Below are 25,473 nucleotides of genomic sequence, written 5' to 3'. Positions count from 1 at the left end.
GCCGAACGTGTGGCCGCCGAATCCAGTATGCAACACAACTTACCAGTACTTCAGCGCCCGGACCGCGTGGAGGACCATAAGCGAGAACATGGCCCACGACAGCGGGATGTGAACCAGGAGCCAGCCGTGCAGCCACGCGTGCAGGGTCCGCTGGTCGTCCCAGCGGCGGCGCAGGTCGGCGAGCCCTTGGAGTTTGTCGAGCGCGCCGCGGGCGTCCGGCGGGACCGCCTCCCGGAGCCGGGCGAACCGCCGCTCGGCCTCGGCGCGGGCGGTCAGGGGCGACCGCGACTGCCGCCCTTGTTCTAGATAAGGGAGCAGCACCTCGTCGCGGAACGCCTCGAGCTCGCCGGCCAGCGGTCCGCTGATGACGGGCTCGTCGGACTCGGACTCCGGGGGCACCGTGGTGAGCGCGGTGATGAGCTGCCGGGCCTCGTCGGCTTGGTACTCGCCGAGCCGGTCGATTTGCGACGCGATCGACTCGCCCGGGATGTCCGCGAGCATCTTTTGTGGGAGCCACTGCTGCATCACCAGGCCCCAAACGCCGCTCGCGATGACCGCAAGGAAGAGCGCCATCGTGGCCGCCGGGAGCGGGCCGCCGAACCCGAACCCGCCGTGGATGAGAATCACCGGCAGGCACAGGAGCCCGAGCCAGATGTGAAGGCGCATCCAGGTGCGGGTGCGGCCGAGCCGGTGCCCGCGCAGCATTTTGCGGAACACCAGCGCCATTTCGAACGCGATGATGACCCCGCCCGCGATCCCGCACAGCACCCCGAACCCGCTGCTGGGCTGCGGGGGCCAGTCCCACAGCCCGAGGAGCCCACCGACCCAGGCGACGGCCGTGACGGCAACCGTGATCCCGACGGTGGCACCGATGATGGTGAACACCCGGCGCGGAACGGTCTTGGTCTTACCGAGAAGCACTCGCGGCTCCGATCATGACGCCGTATTTCGTGTTACGGTGAGGATAGTACCCCCCGCGCGCGGGGCGGTCAACTATTTCGAACAGGAACTTCGGCCCCGGTGACACCGGGGCGTCACCCGGGGCCGGCGCGCGATCTTGTGAGGCGCATTCGTGATGGACGGCGCTTGCCGTCCGGCCCGGAAATGTTGAACATGGGGGACGCGCCGGCGGGCGCGTCCCGTGGCCCGCGTTTTGAACACCCGCTCAACTATTATCGGCTGACAATGAATCTCAGCGCGCGTACAGTTCTCGTCACACTGGTGGCGGCTGCGTTCGGCCTCGCGGTCGCGGTCGGCGCGACCCGGGCCGTCAAACCCGACACGGTGACGGTTCCGAAGTACGAGCCGGTCCACCCGACTTCCGCCGCGCCGGCCGAGCGCCGGCCGGTCGGCGCGGTCGGGTGCATGGCCGCCGCGTGTCACGGCGCGCCTGCCGGCGAACTGCTCAACGGTCGGAGCGGCCCCGACACATGGGCCGCTTCGGGGAGTTGCTGGGCCGCGGCCGACCCGCACACGGCGGCCTACAGCCTGTTGACCGACCGCCCGCGCCGCAGCGTGACGGTGACCGCGGCCCGGATCATGGCGAAGTACCGACCGGGGGTGAAGGCGACCGACGACGCCCGGTGCCTGGCGTGTCACACGAACCCGACGCTCGCGGATGTCCCGGCGACGACTGAAGTGGTTGCGCTGCGCGAGCAGGGGGTGAGCTGTGAGGCGTGCCACGGGAACGCGGGGCAGTGGATTCAACCGCACACCGGGTGGACCGGGGACCGGGCGCAGGTGTACCGCGAGACCGGACTAAGGCCGCTGTACGACATGGGCGAACGGGCGGTGACCTGCGCCGGGTGCCACGTCGGGGCGCCGGCCGACGGCTCCAACCCGGTGCGCGACATGAACCACGACATGATCGCGGCCGGGCACCCGCGGCTGAACTTCGACTTCGCCGAGTACCAGCGCCGGCTCCCCAAGCACTGGCACGAGAAGAAGCGGACGAGCGCCGCTCCCGACCTGAACGAGTCGCAGGTGTGGTACGTCGGGCGGTTGGCCCACGCGGAAACCGCGTGCCGGCTCCTGGCGAGCCGGGCGCAGCGGACCGAGGCGAACGACGCCCGGACGGTCTGGCCCGAGTTCGCGGAGTTCAACTGTGCCGCGTGCCACCACAACCTGCGCGTGCCCGAAGAGGACGAGGGGCACTGGCGCAAGAGCGCGGAGTACCTCGACGGCCGGCCGATCGGTTCAACCCCGTGGCAAACGGTCTGGCCGGTGACGAACGCCCCGGGACTGCCGCAGCCGCGCCGGGCGACTTCTGAAGTTGCGGCCCTCGTGCGGCTGATGGAGGGGGAGACGGGGCAGACGTGGCCCGACGGCCGGCCCAAATTGCTCCGCTTCGCGCAGGCCCCGGACGCGAAGGGGCTGGCCCTCGCCACCGCCGACGCGCTGGCCGCGGCGCGGCGCGAGGCCGCAGCGGGTACGAAGCCGCTACCGCCCGGGCTGTTCCCGGCGGGCGCGCCGCTCGTGCCCGAGTGGGACAGCGCGGAACAACTGTTCTTCGGGCTCGCGGCGCGGGAATATGCCAGCGGGGCGCCCGCCGCCGCGACGGTGCAGAAGTACCGGACCGGCGTGGACGCGTTTCGCGCCCGAGACTGGTCGAAGGTCAAGGACGTGTTCACCGGGCCGCGCTAGGAGCGCGGCCCGCGACGGATTCCCCGCACGGATGCGCCGGAAGCGAACCGCGAGTGTGATCGTGCGCGCCGTTCCCCTTGTTGCGATGGCCCTCGCCGCTGGCGTCGTCGCCGGTGGCCTGAACGCGGTTCGTTCCTCTCAAACCCCGACCCGCCCCCCCGAACTCGCGTCGGCGGTGGGGGCGGCGGGCGACAAGCCTTACGGGGTCGGGGCGGCGCCGTTCGCCCACCGGCCGAGCACCTCGTGCGCCGCGTCCGCGTGCCACGGCGGCGGCGCGATCGGCAAAGTGGGCAGCGAACACTCGACCTGGACCCGCGAGGCCGCGCCGTCCGCGACCGGCGACCCGCACGCGAAGGCGTACAGCGTTCTGTTCAACCCGGTCTCGGTGCGGATGGGGCAGTTGCTCGGGTTCGACGGCAAGAAAGAGCCGCTGCCCCACGAGAACACCAAGTGCCTCGTGTGCCACTCCGTGGTCGAGGGCGCGGGCGGCGGAGACGACCGCGAGCAGTTCCTGGCGGAGGGCGTGGGGTGCGGCGGGTGCCACGGGCCGGCGGACAAGTGGATCGCCGAGCACACGCTCCCGTCGTGGAAGGCCCGTTCTAACGAGTCCAAGTGGAAGGACTTCGGGTTCGTGCCCACGAAGAACCTCGTGGCGCGGACGCTGAACTGCGCGAGCTGTCACGTCGGCGACGGCACGCGCGACATGAACCACGACTTCATTGCGGCCGGGCACCCCAGGCTGGCGTTCGAGCCGGCCCGCTTCCACGCCCAGCCCGACTACCGCAAGCACTGGACGGAGAAGGCCCCGGCCCGCGATTTTGAGGTCCGCGTGTGGGTGGTCGGGCAGGCTGCGACCCTTCGCGCGGCCGTGAACCTGCTTTACGAGCGGGCGCGGAAGGCCGAGAAGCCGAACGTCTCGCACCCGTGGCCGGAGTTCAGCGGCTACAGTTGCTTCTCGTGCCACCAATCGATCGGTGGCGACGCTCTGCGGGGCGAACGGAGCGCAACCGCCCGCCCCGTCGGCAACCCGCCCTGGGAGGTGTGGGCGAACGCCGGGGCGGGTGTCGCGGCCGAAACTTGCGGCACGGCGTTTCCCGGGGTAAGCTCGCCACAGTTGTTGAAAGTGCAAGAGCTTCGCAAATTGATGGGGGCGAAGCGGGAACCGAACCCGGCCGAGGTCGCGCAACTGGCTCTCGCCGCCCGGGACGAACTCGACCGGTGGCTGGCGCAGCTCCAGGCCGCCGAGGATCGGGAGCTTGTGCCCGTGCCCGAAGGGATGCCGCGCCGGATCGCGCACCTGCTCACCTCGCGGGCGCTGAACGGGGACAAGCTCGCGGACCACGACTGGGACGCGCTGGCGTCAACGTACCTGGGCGCCGCGTCGATGTGGACCGCGACCGGCGGGCGGGGCGGGCGCGAGGCGCTCTGGGGTGAGCCGCTGGCGCGGGTGTACGGCGCCCTGAAGTTCCCCCCCGGCGCGAACGGGCCGATCAGGTTCGGCAAGCCGGAACTGGACACCATCTACAAGCAGCTCGAGCTGCTGCGCAACACGACGGGCACACCGGAGGGGAAGTGATGACGACGGGACACGCGGGGCGGGCCGCCCGCGCCGCCGGACTGGCGGCGGTGTTCGCGGGCCTCACACTCGGGCTGATGACTGCCGTCAGCCCGCCGCGGGCCGCCGTCGCCGCGCAGGAGGAGAAGAAGACTTACCCGCGCCCGTCGCCCGATCAGAAGAAAGAGCACGGCCTGTACGGGGCGTCGGGCTGTCAGACGTGCCACAACAACCTGCAACCGAAGAACGACCCCGAGGCGAAGCAGACGTACGGGTTCGAGTTCGTGCGGCTGTGGGAGAACAAGGTGTGGGAGGCGCACGACCTGCACTCGATGGCGTACCGCAACCTGGTCACCGACCGGACGCCGAACAACGACGCGAAGTACCCGGCGAACAAGACGGCACAGCGGATGGAGGACAAGTTACGCAAGTATAAGGGGAAGGATTACATCGTCGCCAACGACACGGCGTGCTTGGCGTGCCACGCGAGTACGCTCAAGCCGCTGGACGCTGAGCCGTACACCGCCTGGAAGGCGGACTCGTTCGCGCCGATCCAGGAGGGCGTCGGGTGCGAGATGTGCCACGGGCACGGGAGCATGTACTCCGAACGGCACAAGACCAGTCGGTTCGCCAAGGGGAACGCCCCCGCGACGAAGGTGGTGGACTGGCGCGAGTACCCGCCCGAAGTGAAGCACGAGTGGGGGATGAACAACCTGCGCGACCCGGCCACGGCCGTGCGGACCTGCGCGTCGTGCCACGTCGGTAACAAGGCCGCGGGGCGGTTCGTGACGCACGAGATGTTCGCGGCCGGTCACCCGCCGCTGCCGCCGCTCGACCTGCTCGCGTACACCCGCGAGCAGCCGCGGCACTGGGGGCTCGCGGGCGACATGCCGTACATCACGCGGCTCGCCGAGAAGGACGAGAAGGACAAGACGGATAAGGCGTTCGTCCGGTTCCACTACCGCCAGGGCGAGTCGTTCGTGGCCCGCCGGTTCGCGGAATCGACGCTCGCGGCCCTCGGGGCCACCGCCACCCTCGGCGCGCAGCTCGCCGACGACGCAAAGGCCAAGAGCGACGGGCTCGACTTCGCCGCGTTCGACTGCTACTCGTGCCACCACAACCTGAAGTACCCGAGCGAGCGCCAGGACCGCGGGTACGTCGGGCGCCCCGGCCGCCCGCTCTACCGCCCCGCGGCGTTCGCGCTCGCCCGGCTCGTCCTCGATCACGCCGGCGGCATGAAGGACGGCGCGGCCCTGAAAGGGGCGGCCGAGGAACTGGACCGGCTGGAACTGGAACTGGCGGACGCCTTCACGGTCAAAACCTACGGCGACGCGGAGAAGGTGAAGGCCGCGACCCAGAAGATCGCGGCGTGGTCGGAAGCGGCCGGCAAGAAGCTCGAACCCGTTCGGTACACGCCGGACGAGGTCACCAAGTTGCTGACGAAGCTGACGGCCACCGCGAGCGAGGCGAAGAAACCGGTCGGCGACCCCGAGGTCGCGCAACTGTACCTGTGGGCGATCGAAACGCTGTACCTCGACCTTCAGCCGAAGGAGCTGACCGAGAAGAAGGTGGAGCCGGTGGCGCTGAAGACGATGCGCGGCGCCACCGCCACGTCGGTGGTGACCCGGCTCCGGCCGGACACGGATTTCTACTACGAACAGAGCTACGACGACATGGGCAACCCCAGCCCGATCAACAAGCCGACGACCAACGACGCGGTCGAGCGCCGGCTCGAAAAGCGGATGGACATCTTCAACTCCTTCCGCGGGGAACCGTTCCGTAAGGCGATCGAGGGGCTGACTCTCCCGAAGTAGTTCTTTGCCTCCGCGAACGCTCGGCGGGTTCCCTTGAGCGGGAACCCGTTTTGCGTTATGTGCGTAGCCGGCGCGGAGTGCTCCGCTCGCGCCACTTACCGGGACACCCGGCGGGCGAGGCGCGCAGATGCGGTTCGGTTCAGAGCGAACGGCCCGACGGCTCGATCGGGTCGCCGTTATCGGTCTTGTGGGCTGGCTCCTGTTCGATCTGACCGCGCGCACGGTGTTCGGGTCGGTGCCCTGGCCGCAGTCGGTCGTCGATTACCGCATCATCTACGACGGCAGCCGGCACGTCGTCGAAACGCACACCTACCCGACCGATAACCCGTACCCGTACCCGCCGCCCGCGGTCGCGCTCCACGCCGCCAGCGCGGTGTTCCCGTTCAAGGTGTCGGTGGCGCTGTGGCTCGCGCTGACCGGCGTGGCCGCCGCCGCCGTGTACGTTGCCCTCGCCCGCACGCTCGGGTTGCTCGCGCGTCCGGGACAACTCATCCTCCTGCCGCTCGCGCACGTCGTGGCCGCGTACTACTTCCAGTGGGACATGCGGTCGGTGAACAGCAACCTCATCGTTCTGGCCGCACTCGTGTTCGGCTGCGCCGCGCTGGCACGGGCGCGCGACGGCGCGGCGGGGTTCTGGTTCGCGCTATCCGTTGCGCTGAAACTGCTTCCGGTGCTGGTGCTTCCTTACCTCGCATGGACCCGGCGGTGGCGCGCGTTCGCCTGGGCCGTTGCGTTCTCGCTGGTGTTTTGGGGCGCGGTCCCGGTGGCGGCGTTCGGCGTTACGGGCGCGGGGCCGGTTTACGAGGGGTGGGCGGTTGAGATTACACGCGCGACGGACGCGCAGACCAAAAGCCACCACCCGATTTTGATCTCACTCGATAAGGCTGCGTTGCACGTGTGTGCGAGCGACGCGGCACAAGCGAAGGCGCTTTCGCTCGCGGTGTGTGTGGTGTGGGGGCTCCTGGGCGTTTGCGGGGCCGCGGCGTGCTGGGGGAACCGTGAACGGGACGCACGCAGCATCCTGACGCACGTGTCGCTGCTGGTACTCGGTCCGGTCGCGGTCAACCCGTACCTGGAAGCGTACCACCTCGTGCCGCTGGTGGTGCCGGCACTGGTGCTGTTGGTTGTGGGGGCTGACCCGACGTGCGGCCGATCCGTGCGGGGCTTTGCGCTCGCGGCGTTCGCGCTCGCGGTCCTCATTCTGAAGGTGTCCAGCCCGTGGCCCTTGCGCGGTTTGTTGGTGAACACGCAGGCGCTCGTGCTGTGCGGTGCCGCGGTCGGAGTGGTGTATGGGCGTGCGAAATGGCGGGTACGGGACAAGGGGATGGGGCAGGTGGAAGAGGTGCGGCAGAACGGATTCACCGGTCTGGTTCGGCGCCTCGCATTGTACCCGAAGAGCTGATCGTGAGCACACTTCGACCGCGGGGCCGCCGTCGGTCTGAGTGCTGTATCGTAGAAATGCGGGGCTGATCTGGGCGAGCCGGGCGCGCGAGGGGCTCGTCAAAACATTCGTTACCGGGGCGTAACCGTGTTGTGGCTCAGCTCCGGTTCTCGTGGCTCTTTTCGTAGGCGTCCACTTTCTCGCGGCGGCGGGTGTGGCGCCCGCCCTCGAAGTCGGTCAGCAGCCACGCCCGGATGATGCGCTCGATTTGGTCTTCCCCGAGCAAGTCCGCCGCCAGACACAGGATGTTCGAGTCGTTGTGCCGGCGGCTCAGCTCGGCGTCGATGACATCACGGCTGTTGACGGCCCGGACGCCGTGGACCTTGTTCGCCGCGATGCACATCCCGTGACCGGTCGCGCAGATCAGGACGCCGCGGTCGGCCTTGCCGGCGGCGACCTCTTCGGCCACCGGGATCGCGTAATCGGGGTAGTCCACGCCGGCCGGTCCGCTGGCGCCGAGGTCGTGTACCTCGTGCCCCAGTTCGGCCAGCAACCCGAGGACGCGCGGCCGCACGCACAGCCCGCGGTGGTCGTTGCCCACGGCAACCTTCATGACGCTACCCATTCGGGAAGGATCCGCTCCAGGTGCCGGACGACGACCCGGGCACACTCCCGGTACACGTCCAGACTCGCCCCGATCGGATCGTCCAAGTCTTCGTCGCCGCACAGCAGCCGGGCGCCCGGGCCGGCGCCCGGGTATCGCGTCGCGAGGGCGTGCAGGTGGCCGTGCGTCATCGCGATAACGTCGTCGGCGGCGGCCAGCAGTTGCGGGTTCAGTGGGCGGCTCGCGTGCCGGCCCAGGTCCGCACCGAACTCGGCCGCGACCGCGAGCGACTCCTCCGACGCCGGGCCGCCGCCGTAGGCCGCGACGCCGGCCGACAGCACCCAGAAACCGCGGGCCGGGAGTTCGTCGGTGGCGCACCGGAGCCGGTCGGCGAGGAGCTTCTTCGCGAGGCCCTCCGCCAGCGGGCTGCGGCACGTGTTGCCGGTACACACGAACAGAACGATCCGCGCCGCGAGCCGGTCGATTTCCTCCTTGGGGAACGCGCCGGGCTCAGTAACAGTGTATTCTGTGTCGGAACAACGGACGACCGTTGGCTTCGGGCCGCCGCGCAGGCCCGCGTCGATCGCCAGCGTGACCTCGGTGCCCGCGCGTGTGACGGCGTCGGCCGCCGATTCGGCTCCCGTGTCCGCGATCAGCACCGGCCCCAGGTCGGCCAGCGTCGGAACGACGAGGTCGAACAGCGGGTGTTCGGGGAACCGGAACCGCACGAAGCCGTTGGCGGCGCCGGGCACGTCGGTGCTCGCAGGCACCTCGACCGTCAGCGCCGCGGGCCACGCGCGGGCCATGAGCCGCCGGGCCGTCTTCGGGATCGTGACGCCGAGGGCCGCCGCTTCCTCGGGGCCGAACACGAGCAGCGCCGGGGAGGAACGTTCCGGTGCGGTACCCGGCCGCCAAAGGACGACGTAGCCGCCGTCGCCCGGCAGGACGACGGCGCCGCCGGACGCGAGAGCGTCTCGTGTGCGCTGCACCAGCCCTGACGGATCGACGGTCGGGTTCCAGTCGATCACGCTCGGCATGGCGCGGCGGTCCCCGGACGGCAAGTGGAACTGTACCCAATATTAGAAAAGAAGAGGCGAAAGGGCGAGAGGGACCCGAGAGTCTTGCTGATTGGTGATTGCTAGACCGAAACCGTGGTTCGGTCGCTCAGACGAGCGGCCGAACCGCGGTGCGGTGACAGTCGCCGGCCGGTTCTACGGCTTGTTCGGTTTGAGTTCGTCGAGCCGCTTGGTCAGCGCGTCGAGCTGCTTCGCCAGTTGCTCGTTGCGCTCCTTCAGTTTGGCGAGCTCGCCGTTCGGGTCGGGCTGAGCGGTCAGCGGGGCCGGAATGCCGTTGAAGAGCGCGGCCGGCGCCTGCGGGTTCCGGTCCTTCAGCTTCTGGGCCTCTTCCTTCGCGCGAGCGGCCGCGCGCTCGCGGGTGGTGACCAGCAGCACGTTCGCGTCCTCGATCGCGCCGGTGTCGGTCATCTCGCAGAGGGTGCGCACCGCGGCATCGACGGGCGCGTTCGCGAACCGGATCGTGACCGGGGCCTGGCGCACCGCGGCCGGGACGGTCGGCGAGAGGGTCACGTTCGCCCCGGTCGCCTCGGCGATCTCGTCGATGATCTCGGCCAGCGGCTTGTTCTTGAAGCTCGCGTTCACCAGCCCGCGCTTGGTGAGCGGCTTGGAGCGGAGCAGGTCGGTGACGGTGAGCAGCGGTGCGTCCTCGCCGTTCGTCGGGTCGGGCGTGGTCGAGAGGACGCCGGACTCGTACGCGGCGAACGTGTCCGGTACGATCTTGATGTGGTCCGGGTACACCAGGAACTTGGCCTCCGCTTGCTCGCACAGCATCGTGAGGATCGTTTCGATCTTCACGCTCGTCAGCCGCGGAAGTTTCACCGCCAGTTCCCCGCGAACGGTCTCGTCGCTGGTGAGGTGCCCCTGGTCGCCCTGGCGGGTCAGCACCAGCGGGAGTTCGTAAGCGGTGGCGATCACGTCGACGGCGTCGCGGAACTTCCCCTCGTACCGGCCGAGCGCGACGCGGCCGGCGAGCAGCTTGTTCAGATCGACCTTTTCGGCCTTGACTTGGGCCGGCACCGGCGCGCCGGCGGGCTCGGTCGCCTTGGGCGGCTGCGCGAGGGCGGTGCCCAGTGCCGCGAACAGCGCGCAGACGGTGAGCGTGCGGACGGTCATACGGAACCTCCGGGAAGTGAGACGTGCCAGACGCCTAACGCACGAACGCGGCCGGCGTTGGTGACGCGCCGGTCGGTGCCCCGCCTTACACCCGCCGGGGCGGGCGGTTGTACTTCTGGTCCAGGGCTTTTCGCATCTCGTGGGTGAGGTTCAGAGGTGAATAGACGAGCCGCCGCAGGGCGCGCCAGTATGGGCTGTTGAGCAGCGCCCGAAAGCCGGTTTCGCCGATCGGATTGTTGCTCAGGTCGAGCAGGTCGACCCGCTCGAGGTGCGGGCTGTTGGCCAGCGCCCGGACCCCTTCGTCCCCGATGCCGCAACTCGTCAGGGTGAGGGCGGTGAGGCCCGCGAGGTGGGGGCTGTGGGCGAGCACCACGGCGCCCGCGTCGTTGAGCGTGTTGGACCCGAGGTGCAACTCCTCCAGCCGGATGGCCGTGTGGTCGGCCGCCCGCCACCCCAAAATCGCCTGGAGGCCCGTGTGCGTCAGCTCGTTCATCGTGAGATCCAGAACCGGCACGGTGAGCAGCGCGTGCGGGCGCGCCAGTGAGAGCAGCCGCGGGGTGCCGATCTCGTTCTCGCCCAGCCCCAGCTTCCGGAGCGAGGTCAGGCGCTCGGACCCCGCCAGCGCTTCCGCCCCGCCGGGGCCGAGCCGGTTCTCGCGCAACTCCAGCCGCTGGAGGTTCCCGAGGTGCGGTGACCCCGCCAGCGCGAGCGCGCCCGTCTCGCCGATCTCGTTTTCGCTCAGGTCGAGGTCTTCCAGCGCCGGCAGGTTGGGGGAACTCGCCAGGTGCTCCGCCGCGTCGTCCGCCAGCCGGTTCCGGCCGAGGTGAAGGACCCGCAGCCCGGCGAGGTGCGGCGACCGCGCGACGGCGCGGGCCAGCGGCTCGCTCGCGTGCTGCGCGTACACCGTTAGCGCCGACAGCCGGCTCAAATACGGGCACTGCATGACCGCCGGCAAGTTCCCGCCCACGTCGAGCAGGTGGACGCGCCGCACCGGCGCCGCGTCGAAGATCCGGTGCGCGTGCTGGAGGAACTGCTTCGCCTCGACCTTCACTTCGTCCACGAACCCGCGGCGGAACACTGGTCCGCTGGTGAGCCCGCGCAGGGGGGCTTCCCAGGTGTCGCGGTGGGCCGCGAGTAGCTGACGCTCCTCGGCCAGTAGTGCCGGGCGCGCTCGGTCGCCCTCGGGAAGGTGTGCCAGGGCCAGTTGCACGCGAATGAACCGTCCGCGTGGGTCGCCCTCCTCGTCGAGCCAGTCGGCGAAGATGAGCCGCTGCGCGTCGTCGTCCGGGTACGCCCGGATGCGCTGAAGGAAGGCTTCGGCCTCGGTCTGCATGGCGGCCCGGTTCCGCAGGTGGTCGTGCCACTCAGCTTAGCACGTCGCTCCCACCCCCTGGTTCCAAACTTGTATCGGATTCGTCGTGGCAAACAGGGTGATTCCTATCGACGAATTGTGAAATTAGGTTAAGCTAATATCGTGTTTTGCTGAGGCTACAGCGGCGAAGGAGGACGGTATGCTCTGCTCTCGATGTTCTCGGTGGCGACGCAATGGGACCTCACTGAATTGGGGCGTGCGGGGCGCCTTTACCCTGATCGAGTTGCTGGTGGTGATCGCGATCATTGCGATCCTGATCGGGCTCCTGCTTCCTGCCGTCCAAAAGGTGCGCGAGGCGGCGGCCCGGCTGAAGTGCAAGAACAACCTGAAGCAGATCGGCCTGGCGCTCCACAACTGCCACGACCGCAACGGCGCCTTCCCACCGGGGTACACTTCGACGGCGGCCAACTCCGATGCCGGTCCGGGGTGGGGGTGGGCCGCGCACCTGCTGCCCGACTTGGAGCAGGACAACCTGCATCGGGGTATCGACTTCACGCAACCGATCACGGCAGCGGGGAACCACGACGCGGTGCGCCAGGTGAACGTGCCCTTTTTCCGGTGCCCGTCGGACCCGCGGCAGGAGCCGATCCAGCCAGCGGAGTTCACCGCCGCGGCCGGTTTGACCACCCCGCTGGGGCGCACGAACTACGTCGCGTGCTACGGGAACACGCCGTTTTTGGGCGAGTCCGCGGCCGTTCTGACCACGCACCTCGTTGTTGACGGGGTGAGCGGGAAGGGGATGTTTTACCGCAACAGCAGGACGCGGATCGCGGACGTGACCGACGGGCTCTCGAACACGCTTGCTGTCGGCGAGAAGAACGCGAAGAACACGATGGCGACGTGGGTGGGGGTGATCCCGGGCTCGCAGTGGCGCAGCGCGAACGACACCGCGAACTACGGCGGCGTGCCGTCCAACATCGCGGCGGCGAAGGTGCTGGGGCACGCGTGCCGGCAGCACCCGCCGAGCGCGGAAGCGGGCGTCGCCGAGGACTTCTCGTCGCCCCACATTAACGGCGTCAACATGCTGTTCGCGGACGGGTCCGTTCACGCGGTGCGCACGAGCATTGACATGAGCGTGTACCCGTTCACCGCCAGCATTTCCGACGGCCGCGCGCTCAGCATCGATTTCTGATCACGGCCGCCGCGACCATCACACGGTGTTCGTGGTGGTCGCGCCCTCGTTCGGGATCACGTGCTCACGAAGGAGATTGTGACAGGACCGACACGATCGGTCTTCATCCTGTTTATCCTGTCGATCCTGTCAAAATCTACTTGGCTTCTCGTCGCGCCGTACCAACCCGATGCGCACTGACTGAGCTTCTGCTCTGATACCCCCTGCGGTAGAGTTCGAGAGCATTAGTGGGTTGGCGCCAGGGGCGGGGTGGTACGCTCTTGTCGGGAGGCGTGTCGCACGTCCGTCACGATCCGGTCAGCCATCGTTTGGCCGTTGCAACTCCCGCTGGAATCGACCACCCGTTTGGGAGCACGCTGGAAGGGGCGAGTGATGTCTGAGGATAAGGCGAAGTCCAAGGCCAAACGCGCGCCTCGGGTAAACAGGGCTGATAAGCCGGCTGCCGCGACCGGCGCGAAAGCCAAGTCGGTAGCGACAGCCGGCGCCGGCGGGCCGTCCGCTTCCCGGCTCATCGATCAGCGGATTCGCGACTTGGGGGCATGGCGCGGGGAGGCGCTGGCTCGTGTGCGGGCGCTGATCCTGGAAGCCGATTCCCAGGTGACCGAAGAGTGGAAGTGGAATAATCCGGTTTGGTCGCGGCACGGGATCATTTGCACCGGCGAGGCGTACTCGAAGGTCGTGAAGCTCACGTTCGCTCGCGGGGCCGGCGTCCCGGACCCGTCGCGGCTCTTCAATTCCAGCCTGGAAGGCAACACCCGAAGAGCGATCGATATTCACGAGGGGGAACAGGTCGATGGGGAGGCGTTTAAAGCGCTTGTCGCCGCCGCAATCGCTCAGAACCTCACGCCGGTGAAAAGGGCACGATCGGGTGCGGATGCTGTTGGCCCGGTGAAACTCCTTTCGGGCGGCAACCCGCAGATTGCGAAGGGAGACGGTGACGCCCCGGTACAGGCATATATCGCCGCCATGCCGGGTTGGAAGCGTGACATCGGCCGTTGGCTTGACGCGGTCGTCGTCCGGGCGGTGCCCGGAGTGTGCAAAGCCGTGAAGTGGAACTCGCCGTTTTACGGCGTCGAAGGGCGAGGCTGGTTCCTGAGCGTCCACTGCCTGACGAAGTACGTCAAAGTGACCTTCTTTCGGGGGCTGTCGCTGCAACCTCTTCCCTCTGGCGGTACGCCGAAGAGCAAGGACGCACGCTGGATCGACATCTACGAAGGCGACGCGCTCGATGAGGCGCAGATGACGGCCTGGGTGGAACAGGCGGCAGCGTTGCCCGGCTGGGTGCCTTAAGCGTGTCCGTTCGGTAGGTCGTCGGTGCTTCAGTTCTTATTACGGGCGTGGGCGGCCCGGTGGCCGAAAGGATGGCGCTGACGCGATCCGGTGTCGCGCGGGCGCGAGGCGAAATGAGTTGGGCCGGTGCCGGCGGGCGATATGACGCGCCGCCGGCACCGGCCCTCACGATAGCCAATTGCGACCGCCTCTGGCCTTGTGGCCGGCAGTCGCCTGGGGTGGGTTACTTTTCGCCTTCTTTCTTTTCGCGGGGCGCGGGCGTCGCGTCAGGAGAGCCCTTCGGTTCGGTTTTGACCGGCGGGGGAGTGGTCGCCTTGTTGTCGGGTGCCGGCGGTGCGGGTTTCGGGGCGACCGGGCCGGTCGGCTTCGGCAGTTCGGACAGCGGGGCGGCCGTGTTCACGTCCGCGAGATCCGCCATGTCGCCGCCGGCGCGGGTGCCGAGCGCCAGAAGAACCTTCTTGTTCACGTTCGCAGGCACGAATCGCACCGACCCGTCACCCATGAGCGCGTACGTTCCGGGCTTGCCGCCGTTGGCGTGCTGGAACCCGGCCATTGGGTCGTCCTCGTTGAACCCGCGGACCGTCGCCCCGCCGCCCGCGATCCACGGCTGCTGCAACCCCGGTGGGGTCTGCATCAGGTAGATCGTGTTCGCCAGCCCGTCGGTCACGTCCTCGGCGCGCGAGCCCCAGTTATAGCCGGTCATGCCCATCTTCTTCTTCACCTCGGGGTCCGAAGAGTTCGGGTTGAGCCGGGCCGCGTTCAGGCCGGTGCCGGCGATCGCGACGTAGTTGGTGGCGCCGAACGTGTGGTCCGGGGCATACGGGCTGGTCGCCCGCCACGCGGACTGCGGGTACGAGGGCACCAGCAACTCGGGCACCCACTCGCCGCCCGGGGTCACGTTGTCCACCCGCTTGCGGGGCGGGACCGTCGGGTTGTTCGGGTCCACGGGGTCGTATTCCAGCGCGTACCACGCAGCGTTCCGGTCGATCTGGCCCGCCAAACCGCCGCGCCCGAGGTGCGGGAGCAACTCGGCGAACAGGCTGACGCGCTGGACCGGTGGGTACTCCAACCCGAGTCGGGCCGGATCGGACTTCGCGCGGTCCCAGGTGCCGCGCGGGGTCGTTTTGGCCGTGCTCAGCACCCGCGGCGCGACCGTCGCGAGGGCGTGGAGGCCCGCCTCGCCCGAGAACACTGCCACCTTACCTTTGATCTGGTTTGCGATGCCGATCACCCGCGGCGCGACGACCGTGCGGTACGTGGTGTCGTTCCAGGACAGGTCGACCGTAATTAGCAACTGGTCGTCGCGGTGGTACAGGTCGAAGTGCGACGGCGGCAGCGCCGGGGGCTCGGCGCCGGGCGTGACGCCTCCCGGACCCATGCTGCCCGGTCCCATGCCGCCCGGCATCGGCCCCCCGGGCATAATGCCGCCCGGCCCCATGCTGCCGGGCATACCGCCCCCCGGTCCGATACTTCCGGGACCCACGCCCGGCGTCATGCGCCCGGGACCCATGCTTCCAGGACCCGCGCCCGGAGTGCCGCGCCCGGGACCCATGCTGCCCGGGGGCTGGCGGCCTTCTTCCCCGTCACCACCTCCGGGGCCGAAGCGGCCCGGCAGCCCGGCGCCGGGGAACCCGCTACCCGGGAACCCGGAGCCCGGGAACCCACTACCCGGGGACGTTCCGGGGAAGCCGGTGCCCGGTTGCCCGGTGCCGGGGAAGCCGGCACCGGCGACCGTGTAGTCGCGGAACTCGACCGGGCTGGTCAGGTACAGCTTGAACAGCTCGGAGACCATCGTCAGCCCCGGCGCGACCTTCTCTTTGGCCAAGTCACGCGCGTCGGAGACCTCGGCGAGGGTGAGCTGCACGTTCGCCGCGAACTGCTGGTACCCGAACGTGACCACGTTCGCCGCGATGTAGCGGAGACGCGACGCGATCGGGTCGAGTGTGGTCGCGAGAATCTGGTACTCTTTCTTCAGAAGCTTCGGGTCGTACTGGCGGGCGTCGAATTTTTCGGCGTACACCAGCACCGGCCGGGCGGCCCGGTCCGCTTCCATGTCGTCGAGAGCCCGCTTGAGCGCCGGGTCGATGGTGCGGTATGCGTTGATCGTGGATGACGTTTGGGAGCCCGATGCCGGCTGCTTGGCCGGAGGTTTCGGCTGCGCGGGTGCCGGTTCCGGCGCGGGTGCGGGTGTGCCGTCCGCCGGCGGGGTGTTGGGCGGGGTGGCCGGGACCACCAGCACGTCCAGGTCGCTCTTGAACGGCGGGTTGCCGTCGGCGTCGAGTTCGCCGAGGAATCGCTCGAGCAACCCGTAGTCGCCGACGAGGACGTGTTGGGTGTCGAGGACGCACACGCCGTGGGGCTTGTCTTTCGGTGGGGCCGCCGCGGCCGGTGGGAGCGCGGAGTACAGGTCGCCGAACAGCGACCGCATCGCCACCGCGTGCGAAATCGCGTGCAGCAGCGGGGCCGAACGGAACTCGTGCAGGTCGCGGCCCTTGACCGCCTTGGGCGCGGGCTTCAGTGGCATCTTCGCGAGCCGGTCCGGGGCCTTCGCCGGGCTCTTGAGTTTGACGACGCCGAACGGGTCGCGGCCGTCGCCGGCGACGCAGTGGATGTAGGTGTCCACGTCGTCGGGGGTGAACCCGAGCGTGCCCTTGAACAGCGCCATCATCGGCTGATCGACCAGCGCCGCGTACACCGGCCCGCCGCGCAACTGATCCACGTTGATCCGGTACACCGCCACCGCCTGCCCGGGGAGCAGGTTGGAGGCCACCTTGGTGCTGGACGGGACCGGCGGGGCGACCGGGTCGCTCTTTTTTTCCTTGTTGCCGTCCTCGGGTTGCGCCTCGTCGGGGGATGTCGAACCGGTGCTGCCGGCGCCGGGACCCACCGCGAACGGGTCCTTTTTCGGCTTCTTGCCGTCGCCGCCGAGGAACGCGACCGCCCCGCCGATGAGCACCACCAGCGCGACCACGCCGGCGACGATCGGCACCAGCTTCTTGTTCTTCCCGCCCCCGCCGGACTTGGCCTTCTTTTCGGCCTTCTTGTCCTTTTCCTTGGCGGCGTCCTTGTCTTTCTCTTTGGCGACATCGGCGCCGGCCGCGGCGGCCTCAGCGGCCGGCTCCTCGACCTTGAACCGGTACTTGCATTTCGGGCATTCGACCTTGGTGCCGACGAGGTTCGGATTCTTGATGAGAACCGGGGCCTCGCAGCTCGGACACTGGACCTTAAAACTCGGCATGGAGCGCTCCCACGGTGCCGCCGGTTAGGATTGGTTGAGGGCGTGAGGTGCCGTGCCCTCATATTAGTGGCTCGGGAGCGGGCGGTGCAAAGGGTTTTGTCGCCGCTTGATACCGAAATCGGTGCGTCGGCCGGCACCAGCGCCCCACGCCGGCGAGAGCCCGGCCCGATCGTGTCCCGGTTGGGGCGTGCCGCTGCGACCGAGCGGGGCGCGGCGTGGCAATCTCGGTCGGCGGTAGCGGACGGGCGGGGGCCGGACCCGGAAACTCATGCGGGTTGTACTTTTTCTCTTCACACCCGCACCGCCCACACTATTCTGTTCCTCACGTGCGCCGATACGGCGCGCCCGCCCCGGGGCCGACGCCGCGGAGTGAAGAGCTATGCGTTCCCCGCTCAAGGGGCTGTTCGACCGACTGCGGCCGCGGCAGTACGGGCGCCGCGAGCCGCTCGTGCTCATCAACGGCCTGGCCGAACAAGCCGAATCGTGGTACCGCAACCGCAAGTTCTGGTCGCGGTACTTCGAAGTGCTGACCCCCAACATCCTCGCCTACGAGGGCGACGCGCTTCACGCACGCATCAACGCTAAACAGCCGGTCACCGTCGAATACCTTGTTGAACAACTCCACACGTACCTGACGCAGTTCGTTCAGACGCCGCCGTACCACCTCGTCGCCAGCAGCCTCGGCGGCAAGGTCGCGGTCGAGTTCGCGGCCAAGTACCCCCAGCTCGTGAACCGGGTGGTGCTCCTGTGCCCGTCCGGCATGGGCGACAAAGAGCAGCTGCCCATCATTGAGGGCGTCGTCGGCCGCAACGCCCGTGCGATGGTGGAGAGCGTGTTCCACAAGCCCCGGCGGGCCGACGGCGGGCTGCTCCGCTACTACCGGTCGAAGTTCGCAAACCGCAAGTGGCAGAAGGGGTTCATCCGGTCCGTGCGCGGGACGCTCGACCACGTCGTGCGGGACAAGATGAGGCTGGTGACGGCGCCGACCCTGCTGGTCACCGCGTCGGGCGATAAGGTGTGCGACCCTCAGACGGCCGAGGACGCCGCCCGCGAACTGCCCAACGGCCACTTCCGCAAGATCGAGCGGTGCGGGCACGCGCCGCACATCGAGAAGCACTGGTTGATCAACCGACTGGTCGTAGACTTTCTCAGTTCGACGCGACCCACCGCGCACCCGTCGTGGACCAAACTCATCCTGGCGAAGGCCCCCCGAGCGAGCAAATGACGCCATCCATCGTGCAGCCGCAGCCGGCGACCTCAGTCCCGCTCCCGCCCGCCGCGACGGCCCACACCCCGCCGGACCTGGTGGCGGCGGGGAAGGGGAACCCGGCTCCGCCGGCCGCCGCGCCGAAGGGGCCGGACTGGTGGCTCATGATGCGGGCGTTCCTCACACAAGGTAAGCGGATCGCGTCGTTCGCGCCCAGCTCCCGCTTCATGGCCCGCAAGCTCATCGACGGCATCGACTGGGCGCAGGCCCGGTCCATCGTCGAGCTGGGCGCCGGGACCGGGCCGATCACCGCCGAGATGGTCCGGCTCGCGCACCCGAAGGCCCGGCTGGTGGTGATCGAGCTGGACCCGGTGCTGTGCGGCCGGCTCCAGGCGCGGTTCCGCGAGTCGCCGAACGTCGAGGTGGTGCTCGGGGACGCGACGAAGTTCGGTGAGATCCTCGCCGCCCGCGGCATCCCCAAGGTCGATCACGTGCTGTCCGGGCTGCCGCTGCCGTCGTTCCCGGCCGCGGCCCGGGACGCGATCCTGGAAACGTCGGCCAAGACGATCAGCGCCGGCGGGACGTTCCGCCAGCTCACCGTGATGCCGCTGATCTACTACAAGCTGTACCGCCGGTACTTCGAGGACGTGCGGTTCCGGTTCGTGCCGTTCAACCTGCCCCCGGGCGGTGTGTACGTGTGCCGCGGGTACCGCGGGGCGTCGCCTGCAAAGTAGCTCGCACAGAAGACCAAAAAAGAGTGTTCACCGCAGAGGGCACGAGAGGGCGCAGAGAGAAAGACATTGAGAGTTTGAAGAACAATCTCTCTTGGTTTTCTCTCTGCGCCCTCTCATGCCCCCTGCGGTGAACACTCTTTTGTATTGGGTTGCCCCACATGGCCAGCACCGCGTTCCTCGCCCCGCTCACCGACTCGCGACTGGTCCGCAGGGCCGCGGACGCCGTCCTATTGCGTTACGCCCACCACCGGACCGCTCAGCTCAACCGGATGGACGTGGCCGCGGTGCAGCGCAACACCCTCATGCGGCTCGTTCGCAAAGCGAAACGCACGCAGTTCGGCCGCGACCACGACTTCTCCCGCATCCGCTCGATCGCGGACTACCAAGCCCGCGTGCCGGTGCGCGCCTATGAGTGGTTTTGGGACACGTACTGGAAGAACGCGTTCCCGCGCATCGATAACCTCACTTGGCCGGGGAAGATCCCGTACTACGCGCTCTCGTCCGGCACCACGAGCGGGGCGACGAAGTACGTGCCCGTCTCGTGGGAGATGGTCGCGTCGAACAAGAAGGCGGGGTTCACCACCACCGCGCTGTTCCGGCACGCGAACCCGGGCGCGAAGCTGTTCACCGGGAAGTTCTTCTTCCTGGGGGGCAGCACGGACCTCCGCCGGCAGGACGACGGCAGCCTTGCGGGCGACCTCAGCGGCATCGCCTCCAGGGAACTGCTGGAACTGCTCCGCCCGTACACGTTCCCGCCCCGCGACCTCACGCTCATCACCAACTGGGAAGAGAAGGTGCGCCGGTTCGCGGAGCTGAGCGCGCGTGAGCCCGTCACCGCCCTCAGCGGCATCCCGGCGTGGCTGCACGTGCTGTTCACGCGCCTCAAAGAGGTGACCGGCAAGAGCACCATCGCCGAGATCTGGCCCGACTTGCGCTTGATCGTTCACGGCGGTACGAAGTTCGACCCGTACCGCGAGCTGTTCAAGAAGGAGATCGGCAGCGACTTCGTGAAGTTCTGCGAGGTGTACCCGTGCTCCGAGGGGTTCGTCGCGACCGAGGACCCGCAGTACCAGCACCTCCGCGTCGTGCCCGATCACGACATCTTCTTCGAGTTCGTCCCCGTCGGCGAACTGGAGCAGGACCGGCCGACGCGGCACACGCTCGCGAACGTCGAGGTCGGCGTGCAGTACGCGGTGGTGCTGACCTCGTGCGCCGGCGTGTGGTCGTACCTCGTGGGCGACACCGTGGCGTTCGAGCGCCGCGACCCGCCGCTCATCCGCTTCACCGGACGCACGAAGTACTTCCTCTCGGCGTTCGGCGAGCACCTGATCAGTGAGGAGGTCGAGGCGGCCGTCGCGCGGGCCGCGAGCGCGTGCGGGGTGGTGGCGGTGGACTTCCACGTGGGGCCGGTGTTCCCGTCGGTGCCCGGAAAGGCGGGGCACCACCTGTACCTCGTCGAGTTTGCCGAGGGGCGGCCCGACCTCGCCCGGTTCGCCAAGGAGATCGACGACGAACTGAACCGCATCAACGAGGACTACGGGCCGCACCGCGTCGGCGACCTCGCGATGCTGATGCCCGAGGTGCGGGTGGTGAAGCCGGGCGGGTTTGCGGAATGGATGAAGGCCCGCGGCAAGTACGGCGGGCAGAACAAGGTGCCGCGTATGGACAACAGCGGCGCCATGACGAAAGACATGGCTAACTGGTTCGAGAACAACGGCTGGGCGGGTTGAGTACGAATCCGAGCGGCCGGCGCGGCGCGGGCCGCCAACCTCACGACTGCACGAAACGCGATGCGCGCACACACACCGTTCGTCGGATTGGTTCCCGCGGTCCTCACCCCGTTCGACGCGGGCGGCGCCCTCAACCTGTCCGCGGTCGAGCCCCAGGCGGAGCGCCTGGCGCGGGACGGCGTCGCGGGGGTGTTCGTCGGCGGCACCACCGGGGAGTTCTCCTCGCTCACACAGGGCGAGCGGCTCGCGCTGGCGGATCGCTGGGCGGCGGTCGTAAAGGGGAGCCCGACGCGGCTGGTGGTTCACGTCGGGGCGAACAGCTTGGCGGACGCGAAGCAGCTCGCGGCGCAGGCCGACGCGCTCGGCGCCGACGCCATCTCGGCGGTCGCGCCCAGCTACTTCAAACCGAAGTCGGTGGACGTGCTGGTTCAGTGGTGCGCGGAGCTGGCGGCGGCGGCGCCGAACACACCGTTCTACTTCTACGACATCCCGGTGCTCACCGGGGTCGCGCTCCCGATGGTCGATTTCCTCGATCAGGCCGCGGAGCGGGTGCCGACGCTCCGCGGGGTGAAGTTCACCAACCCCGATCTGATGACGTTCCAGCGGCTGCTGCGCGCGGGCGGCGGGCGGTTCGACGTGCTGTTCGGGATGGACGAGCAGTTGCTCACGGCGGTGGTGCTGGGCGCGCAGGGCGCGGTCGGCAGCGGGTACAACTTCGCGGCACCGCTCTACAACCGGCTGCTGGCCGCCGCCCGCGCGAACGACTTCGCTACCGCTCGGGCGGAGCAGTACCGGGGCGTGGAACTGGTCGCGGTGCTCATGCGCTACGGGTATCTGGCCGCCGCGAAGGAACTGCTCCGCCTGCGCGGCCTCGACCTCGGCTCGGTCCGGTTGCCGCACGTCCCGCTGACGCCGGAACAGGCCGCGAGCCTGCGCCGCGACCTCGAATCGCTGAGCGCTCTGTAACGGCCGGGGCCGTGGGCGCCGCCGCGCGGCCCCAGAACGGGCAGTCGCCGCGGGTTCCGCTGTTTACCGGCGCGAATGTGTGAGCTATAGTTTACACTTAACACGGGCCACTAGCCCGGCCCGTTCTTACGGAAGTCTGGCGTGAAGGCGATCATCAGCGACATCCACGGCAACATGGAAGCCCTCCAGGCCGTGCTCGCGGACATCAAGGCTCAGGGCATTCGCGAGGTGTACTGCCTCGGCGACGTGGTCGGCTACGGTCCGAACCCGCGTGAGTGCATCGACCTCGTGATGGACTGCAAGCTGGTGCTGCTGGGCAACCACGACCAGGGCGCGATGTTCGACCCCGACGGGTTCAACCAGTCGGCCGAGCGCGCCATCTTCTGGACCCGCGGGCAACTGGAGTCGCCCGCCGAGCCCCGGCCGCTGCGGGAGAAGCGCTGGGAGTTCCTGTCGGAGCGGCCCCGCAGCCACCGCGAAAACGGGTACCTCTTCGTTCACGGCTCGGCGCGCAACCCGCTCAACGAGTACGTGTTCCCGGAAGACGTGTACAACCAGCGGAAGATGGAACGCATCTTCGCCCTCGTCGATCGGTACTGCTTCCAGGGCCACACGCACGTTCCGGGCATTTTCACCGAGAGTATGCAGTTCCTCAGCCCGGAAGAGGTCGAGTTCGCGCACAAGCTCGACGGCCGCAAGACGCTCTGCAACGTCGGGTCGGTGGGCCAGCCGCGCGACGGCAACTGGCGGGCGTGCTACGTGGTGCTCGACGGCGACGTGATCCGGTTCCGCCGGGTCGAGTACGACTGGCAGAAGACCCGCGACAAGATCTACGACATCCCGGACCTCGACAACTTCCTCGGCGACCGGCTCGGGGAAGGGCGGTAGCGGCCCTGGCGCGGGTGGCAGTGACGCCGCCCGCGGGCGAAAGTTCCAGCCCGCACCGGCGAATCACACAGCAGCCCACGGACGGCAGCCGTCCGTGGGCTGTTCCGTTTCGTAAGATATTCTCCTGATCGGCCCCCGCCCCGGTATCTGGCACTCATGCGCAAGAACGTCTTAAACGTCATCGTCTTCCTGTTCCTCGCGGCGGGCCTGTTCTTCCTGTGGCGCCACGCCGAGGAGAACTGGATGCCCAAGCCGGTTCCGCAGAAGGATCCGGCCGAGAAAATGGCCGAGGAGCTGCAAAAACAGGCCGATGAGCAGGCCAAGCGGCAGGCCGAGGAGGAAGAGAAGCGCAAGCTCCTCGCCGCGACCGGCGGCGGCCTCGCGGTCGGCATCGAGTTGCCCAAGCCGAAGCCGCCCGAGCCCCCGAAGGCCCCGGTGCTGACGGTCGCGGGCGTCGAGCCGCGGGTTATTCACAACGCGATCGTTATGGGCGTCTTCGACGCGGCGAGCCGGCCGACGCTGATCGCGCTCGGCGACGGGACATTCTACAACCGCGTGCTGCTCACCACCCGCGGCGGTGGCGTGCAGCAGGTGGTGCTCCCGAAGTTCGGTCAGGCGGACCGGCTCGGTCGCGAGGTCAAGGTCCGCGATAAGGACGGGAACCCCACGACGGAGCTGTTACCACTCCACCTGATCCCGGGCATTTACCACCCCCGCGCGAAACACCTCCGCGAGGACTACCAGCCGCCGGACTTGGTCGCCGGCCCTGTTGCGAACCCGGTGACACTGGCCGAGCCGTGTTTCACGGTGTTCCACTACCCGACCCCGGACGACAACAACCCGGACCCGTTGCTGGGCGAGACCAACTGGACCGTGGTGTCCGAAAAGCGGCCCGCCGACGGGCCGCATGAAGTTGTGTTCGAGAAGGAGCTGGGCGAGCCGTACTTCGTGAAGATCCGCAAGACGTACACGCTCGCGCGCACGGACTACCACATCGGGCTGCACGTCGGGATCGAGAAGCTGAAGGTGCCCGGTGCGGCGAAGGGCAAGGGGCAACTGAAGTACCAGCTCTCCGGCCCGCGCGGGCTGCCGATCGAGGGGGAGTGGTACACTAGCACGTACCGCGTGGCGATCGTCGGCTGGCGCGAGCGCAACGGCACGCTCCGGCGCCAGTACGAGGACGCGGCGTCGATCGGGAGCAAGCGCGGCGGCGAGAAGGCCCGGCGCGAGGACAACACGTTCCACTACATGGCGGTCGCCAACCAGTTCTTCGCCTCCGCCGTCGCCATCGATTACTCGGCGGACGAGGCGAAGAAGTCGCACCCGTGGTCGTACGTGCGGGCCACCACCGAGCTGCCGCTCGACAAAAAACAAGACCCGCAGATGCCCAACTTCGACGACATCACGGTGCGGGCCGCCTCCGAGACGATCGACCTCGAGCCGGGCCAGTCGGCCACCCACCGCTACTTCATTTACAACGGCCCGGCGAAGGTCGGGCTGCTCAAACTCCTGCCGAAAGTGGAGATCGACGGGCAGAAGGTGCCGGCCGTCCGCGAGGAGTTGGTGGATCAGTACAAGGACACGATGATGATGTCCACGATCACCGATTTCCGGTCGGACACGGCGATCGGGCGGTTCGCGAGCTTCATCTTCTGGACCGACCTCGTCATCGCGATGACGAACCTGATGCACATCCTGCTCGCGGCTATCCACTCCGTACTGGGGAGCTGGGCCGGGAGTTGGGCGCTGTCCATCGTCATGCTCACGGTGTGCGTGCGGCTGGTGCTGATGTACCCGAGCCGCAAGCAGACCGCGATGAGCATGAAGATGATGGAGGTGCAGAAGCGGCTCCAGCCGGAGTTCGAGAAGCTCCAGGAGAAGTACAAGGACGACTTCAACTCTTACAACCGCGAGAAGACGCGGCTGATGATGGCGAACGGGGCCAACCCGTTCGCGATGGCCGGCGGGTGCCTGCTCCTGTTCGCGCAGATGCCGGTGATGATGGGGCTGTACTTCTGCCTCCAGGAGAGCATCTTCTTCCGGCTCGACTCGTTCCTGTGGATCGACAACTTGGCCGCCCCGGACATGCTCAAGTGGTGGACGGAGCAGATCCCTTACGTCAGCACCCCGGACGACATCGGCAGCTTCATCTACCTGGGGCCGTATTTCAACCTGCTGCCGCTGCTGGCGGTCGGGTTGATGCTGTATCAGCAGTCCAAGATGATGCCGCCGGCGACCGATCCGCAGGCCGAGCAGCAGCGGATGATGATGAAGCTGATGATGATTATGATGGCCGTCTTCTTCTACAAGGTGGCGGCCGGGCTGGCTCTGTACTTCATCGTCAGCACCGCGTGGGCGATCATCGAGCGCCAGTTGATTCCCAAGCCGGTGATCGACACGTCGAGCCCGGCACCGGCGGCAGCGGCGGCGGGTAGCAAGCTGAGCCCGACCGGTCCGGCGGTGGGCAAGATGACGACCGAGGAGGCGCTGGCCGCCGCCAAGGCGAAGAACAAGGGGTTCCTGACGCGGCTGCGGGAAGCCCTTCAGGCGAAGATGGAAGAGATGCAGCGCCAGGCCGACGAACAGGCGAAGCGGCAGATCCGTAACGACCGCCCCGGTGAGGGACCGAGCCCGCCGCCGGGGGCTTCCGGCCCGCAGCCCGACAACCGCCGCGACAAGAAGAACCGCCGCCGCAAGAAGTGACTTGCTGCAGCCGCTTTCGTCACCCCG

At 68.4% G+C, this 25,473-nt stretch carries 18 protein-coding genes; 12 read left to right on the top strand and 6 right to left on the bottom strand.

The features are described from left to right. Positions 1-39 precede the first annotated feature (39 nt). Positions 40-921 carry a hypothetical protein gene (locus R5W23_RS11705; RefSeq protein WP_320686478.1) on the bottom strand — a complete coding sequence of 294 codons (882 nt, stop codon included), beginning with the start codon at positions 919-921 and terminating at the stop codon, positions 40-42. A 264-nt stretch (positions 922-1,185) separates the two neighbouring features. Here R5W23_RS11705 and R5W23_RS11700 point away from each other — a divergent pair, with 264 nt between their 5' ends. The 4 genes from R5W23_RS11700 to R5W23_RS11685 all read left to right on the top strand — a co-directional run bounded on the left by R5W23_RS11700 (position 1,186) and on the right by R5W23_RS11685 (position 7,414). After that, complete coding sequence (locus R5W23_RS11700; protein ID WP_320686477.1) at positions 1,186-2,643, top strand: multiheme c-type cytochrome; 1,458 nt, start codon at positions 1,186-1,188, stop codon at positions 2,641-2,643. Positions 2,644-2,704: 61 nt separating this feature from the next. After that, positions 2,705-4,219 (top strand): multiheme c-type cytochrome, encoded by a 1,515-nt coding sequence (locus tag R5W23_RS11695; RefSeq protein ID WP_320686476.1) that lies wholly within the window; start codon positions 2,705-2,707, stop codon positions 4,217-4,219. Then, positions 4,219-6,012, top strand: a complete 1,794-nt coding sequence (locus tag R5W23_RS11690; RefSeq protein ID WP_320686475.1) for a multiheme c-type cytochrome — start codon at positions 4,219-4,221, stop codon at positions 6,010-6,012. Before R5W23_RS11695 ends, R5W23_RS11690 begins: the two co-directional genes overlap by 1 nt. Positions 6,013-6,139: 127 nt before the next feature. Further along, a complete protein-coding gene (locus tag R5W23_RS11685; protein ID WP_320686474.1) occupies positions 6,140-7,414 on the top strand; it encodes a glycosyltransferase 87 family protein in 1,275 nt (424 codons plus the stop codon). A gap of 136 nt (positions 7,415-7,550) precedes the next feature. Here the strand turns inward: R5W23_RS11685 and rpiB are convergent, their stop codons facing one another. The 4 genes from rpiB to R5W23_RS11665 form a co-directional block, all read right to left on the bottom strand. Next, positions 7,551-8,018 carry a ribose 5-phosphate isomerase B gene (gene rpiB / locus R5W23_RS11680; RefSeq protein ID WP_320686473.1) on the bottom strand — a complete coding sequence of 156 codons (468 nt, stop codon included), beginning with the start codon at positions 8,016-8,018 and terminating at the stop codon, positions 7,551-7,553. Further along, complete coding sequence (locus R5W23_RS11675; protein WP_320686472.1) at positions 8,003-9,034, bottom strand: arsenate reductase/protein-tyrosine-phosphatase family protein; 1,032 nt, start codon at positions 9,032-9,034, stop codon at positions 8,003-8,005. The genes rpiB and R5W23_RS11675 overlap by 16 nt, the downstream gene beginning before the upstream one ends. A 174-nt stretch (positions 9,035-9,208) precedes the next feature. Beyond that, entirely contained in the window at positions 9,209-10,186 is a 978-nt protein-coding gene (locus R5W23_RS11670) for a DUF5320 domain-containing protein (RefSeq protein ID WP_261185166.1), read from the bottom strand. An 85-nt stretch (positions 10,187-10,271) separates the two neighbouring features. Further along, entirely contained in the window at positions 10,272-11,519 is a 1,248-nt protein-coding gene (locus R5W23_RS11665; RefSeq protein WP_320686471.1) for a TIGR02996 domain-containing protein, read from the bottom strand. A gap of 235 nt (positions 11,520-11,754) precedes the next feature. Between R5W23_RS11665 and R5W23_RS11660 the strand changes: the two genes are divergently transcribed. Beyond that, the gene (locus R5W23_RS11660) at positions 11,755-12,690 is read left to right on the top strand and encodes a DUF1559 domain-containing protein (RefSeq protein ID WP_320686470.1); all 936 of its coding nucleotides are present in this window, start codon (positions 11,755-11,757) and stop codon (positions 12,688-12,690) included. A gap of 372 nt (positions 12,691-13,062) precedes the next feature. After that, positions 13,063-13,980, top strand: coding sequence for a DUF1801 domain-containing protein (locus R5W23_RS11655; RefSeq protein ID WP_320686469.1), 918 nt, complete (start codon positions 13,063-13,065; stop codon positions 13,978-13,980). 223 nt (positions 13,981-14,203) lie between these two features. Here R5W23_RS11655 and R5W23_RS11650 read toward each other — a convergent pair whose 3' ends face one another. Then, the gene (locus R5W23_RS11650; protein ID WP_320686468.1) at positions 14,204-17,218 is read right to left on the bottom strand and encodes a DUF1559 family PulG-like putative transporter; all 3,015 of its coding nucleotides are present in this window, start codon (positions 17,216-17,218) and stop codon (positions 14,204-14,206) included. Positions 17,219-17,597: 379 nt separating this feature from the next. On the opposite strand from R5W23_RS11650, the gene R5W23_RS11645 reads away from it, so the two are divergent. The 6 genes from R5W23_RS11645 to R5W23_RS11620 all read left to right on the top strand — a co-directional run bounded on the left by R5W23_RS11645 (position 17,598) and on the right by R5W23_RS11620 (position 25,446). After that, the gene (locus tag R5W23_RS11645) at positions 17,598-18,443 is read left to right on the top strand and encodes an alpha/beta fold hydrolase (protein ID WP_010050644.1); all 846 of its coding nucleotides are present in this window, start codon (positions 17,598-17,600) and stop codon (positions 18,441-18,443) included. Beyond that, positions 18,440-19,159, top strand: a complete 720-nt coding sequence (locus R5W23_RS11640; protein ID WP_261185156.1) for a class I SAM-dependent methyltransferase — start codon at positions 18,440-18,442, stop codon at positions 19,157-19,159. Before R5W23_RS11645 ends, R5W23_RS11640 begins: the two co-directional genes overlap by 4 nt. 158 nt (positions 19,160-19,317) lie before the next feature. Then, positions 19,318-20,889 carry a GH3 family domain-containing protein gene (locus tag R5W23_RS11635; RefSeq protein ID WP_320686467.1) on the top strand — a complete coding sequence of 524 codons (1,572 nt, stop codon included), beginning with the start codon at positions 19,318-19,320 and terminating at the stop codon, positions 20,887-20,889. 60 nt (positions 20,890-20,949) lie between these two features. Further along, positions 20,950-21,855, top strand: coding sequence for a dihydrodipicolinate synthase family protein (locus R5W23_RS11630; RefSeq protein ID WP_320686466.1), 906 nt, complete (start codon positions 20,950-20,952; stop codon positions 21,853-21,855). A 141-nt stretch (positions 21,856-21,996) separates the two neighbouring features. After that, positions 21,997-22,743 (top strand): metallophosphoesterase family protein, encoded by a 747-nt coding sequence (locus tag R5W23_RS11625; RefSeq protein ID WP_010043347.1) that lies wholly within the window; start codon positions 21,997-21,999, stop codon positions 22,741-22,743. Between the two features lie 156 nt (positions 22,744-22,899). Beyond that, a complete protein-coding gene (locus tag R5W23_RS11620) occupies positions 22,900-25,446 on the top strand; it encodes a YidC/Oxa1 family insertase periplasmic-domain containing protein (RefSeq protein ID WP_320686465.1) in 2,547 nt (848 codons plus the stop codon). The last annotated feature ends 27 nt before the right edge of the window (positions 25,447-25,473 follow it).

This window comes from Gemmata algarum, assembly GCF_034097035.1.
GTDB lineage: Bacteria > Planctomycetota > Planctomycetia > Gemmatales > Gemmataceae > Gemmata > Gemmata algarum.
The sequence above is the reverse complement of the archived record's forward strand: the minus strand, read 5'-3'. Positions and strand labels throughout refer to the sequence as shown.

What these genes read in the sequence shown, in the direction of transcription:
- R5W23_RS11700 (WP_320686477.1), top strand. Translation starts at nt 1,186, where the DNA reads ATGAATCTCAGCGCGCGTACAGTTCTCGTCACACTGGTGGCGGCTGCG.
- R5W23_RS11690 (WP_320686475.1), top strand. Translation starts at nt 4,219, where the DNA reads ATGACGACGGGACACGCGGGGCGGGCCGCCCGCGCCGCCGGACTGGCG.
- R5W23_RS11685 (WP_320686474.1), top strand. Translation starts at nt 6,140, where the DNA reads ATGCGGTTCGGTTCAGAGCGAACGGCCCGACGGCTCGATCGGGTCGCC.
- rpiB (WP_320686473.1), bottom strand. Translation starts at nt 8,018, where the DNA reads ATGGGTAGCGTCATGAAGGTTGCCGTGGGCAACGACCACCGCGGGCTG.
- R5W23_RS11675 (WP_320686472.1), bottom strand. Translation starts at nt 9,034, where the DNA reads ATGCCGAGCGTGATCGACTGGAACCCGACCGTCGATCCGTCAGGGCTG.
- R5W23_RS11670 (WP_261185166.1), bottom strand. Translation starts at nt 10,186, where the DNA reads ATGACCGTCCGCACGCTCACCGTCTGCGCGCTGTTCGCGGCACTGGGC.
- R5W23_RS11665 (WP_320686471.1), bottom strand. Translation starts at nt 11,519, where the DNA reads ATGCAGACCGAGGCCGAAGCCTTCCTTCAGCGCATCCGGGCGTACCCG.
- R5W23_RS11655 (WP_320686469.1), top strand. Translation starts at nt 13,063, where the DNA reads ATGTCTGAGGATAAGGCGAAGTCCAAGGCCAAACGCGCGCCTCGGGTA.
- R5W23_RS11650 (WP_320686468.1), bottom strand. Translation starts at nt 17,218, where the DNA reads ATGCCGAGTTTTAAGGTCCAGTGTCCGAGCTGCGAGGCCCCGGTTCTC.
- R5W23_RS11645 (WP_010050644.1), top strand. Translation starts at nt 17,598, where the DNA reads ATGCGTTCCCCGCTCAAGGGGCTGTTCGACCGACTGCGGCCGCGGCAG.
- R5W23_RS11640 (WP_261185156.1), top strand. Translation starts at nt 18,440, where the DNA reads ATGACGCCATCCATCGTGCAGCCGCAGCCGGCGACCTCAGTCCCGCTC.
- R5W23_RS11635 (WP_320686467.1), top strand. Translation starts at nt 19,318, where the DNA reads ATGGCCAGCACCGCGTTCCTCGCCCCGCTCACCGACTCGCGACTGGTC.
- R5W23_RS11630 (WP_320686466.1), top strand. Translation starts at nt 20,950, where the DNA reads ATGCGCGCACACACACCGTTCGTCGGATTGGTTCCCGCGGTCCTCACC.
- R5W23_RS11620 (WP_320686465.1), top strand. Translation starts at nt 22,900, where the DNA reads ATGCGCAAGAACGTCTTAAACGTCATCGTCTTCCTGTTCCTCGCGGCG.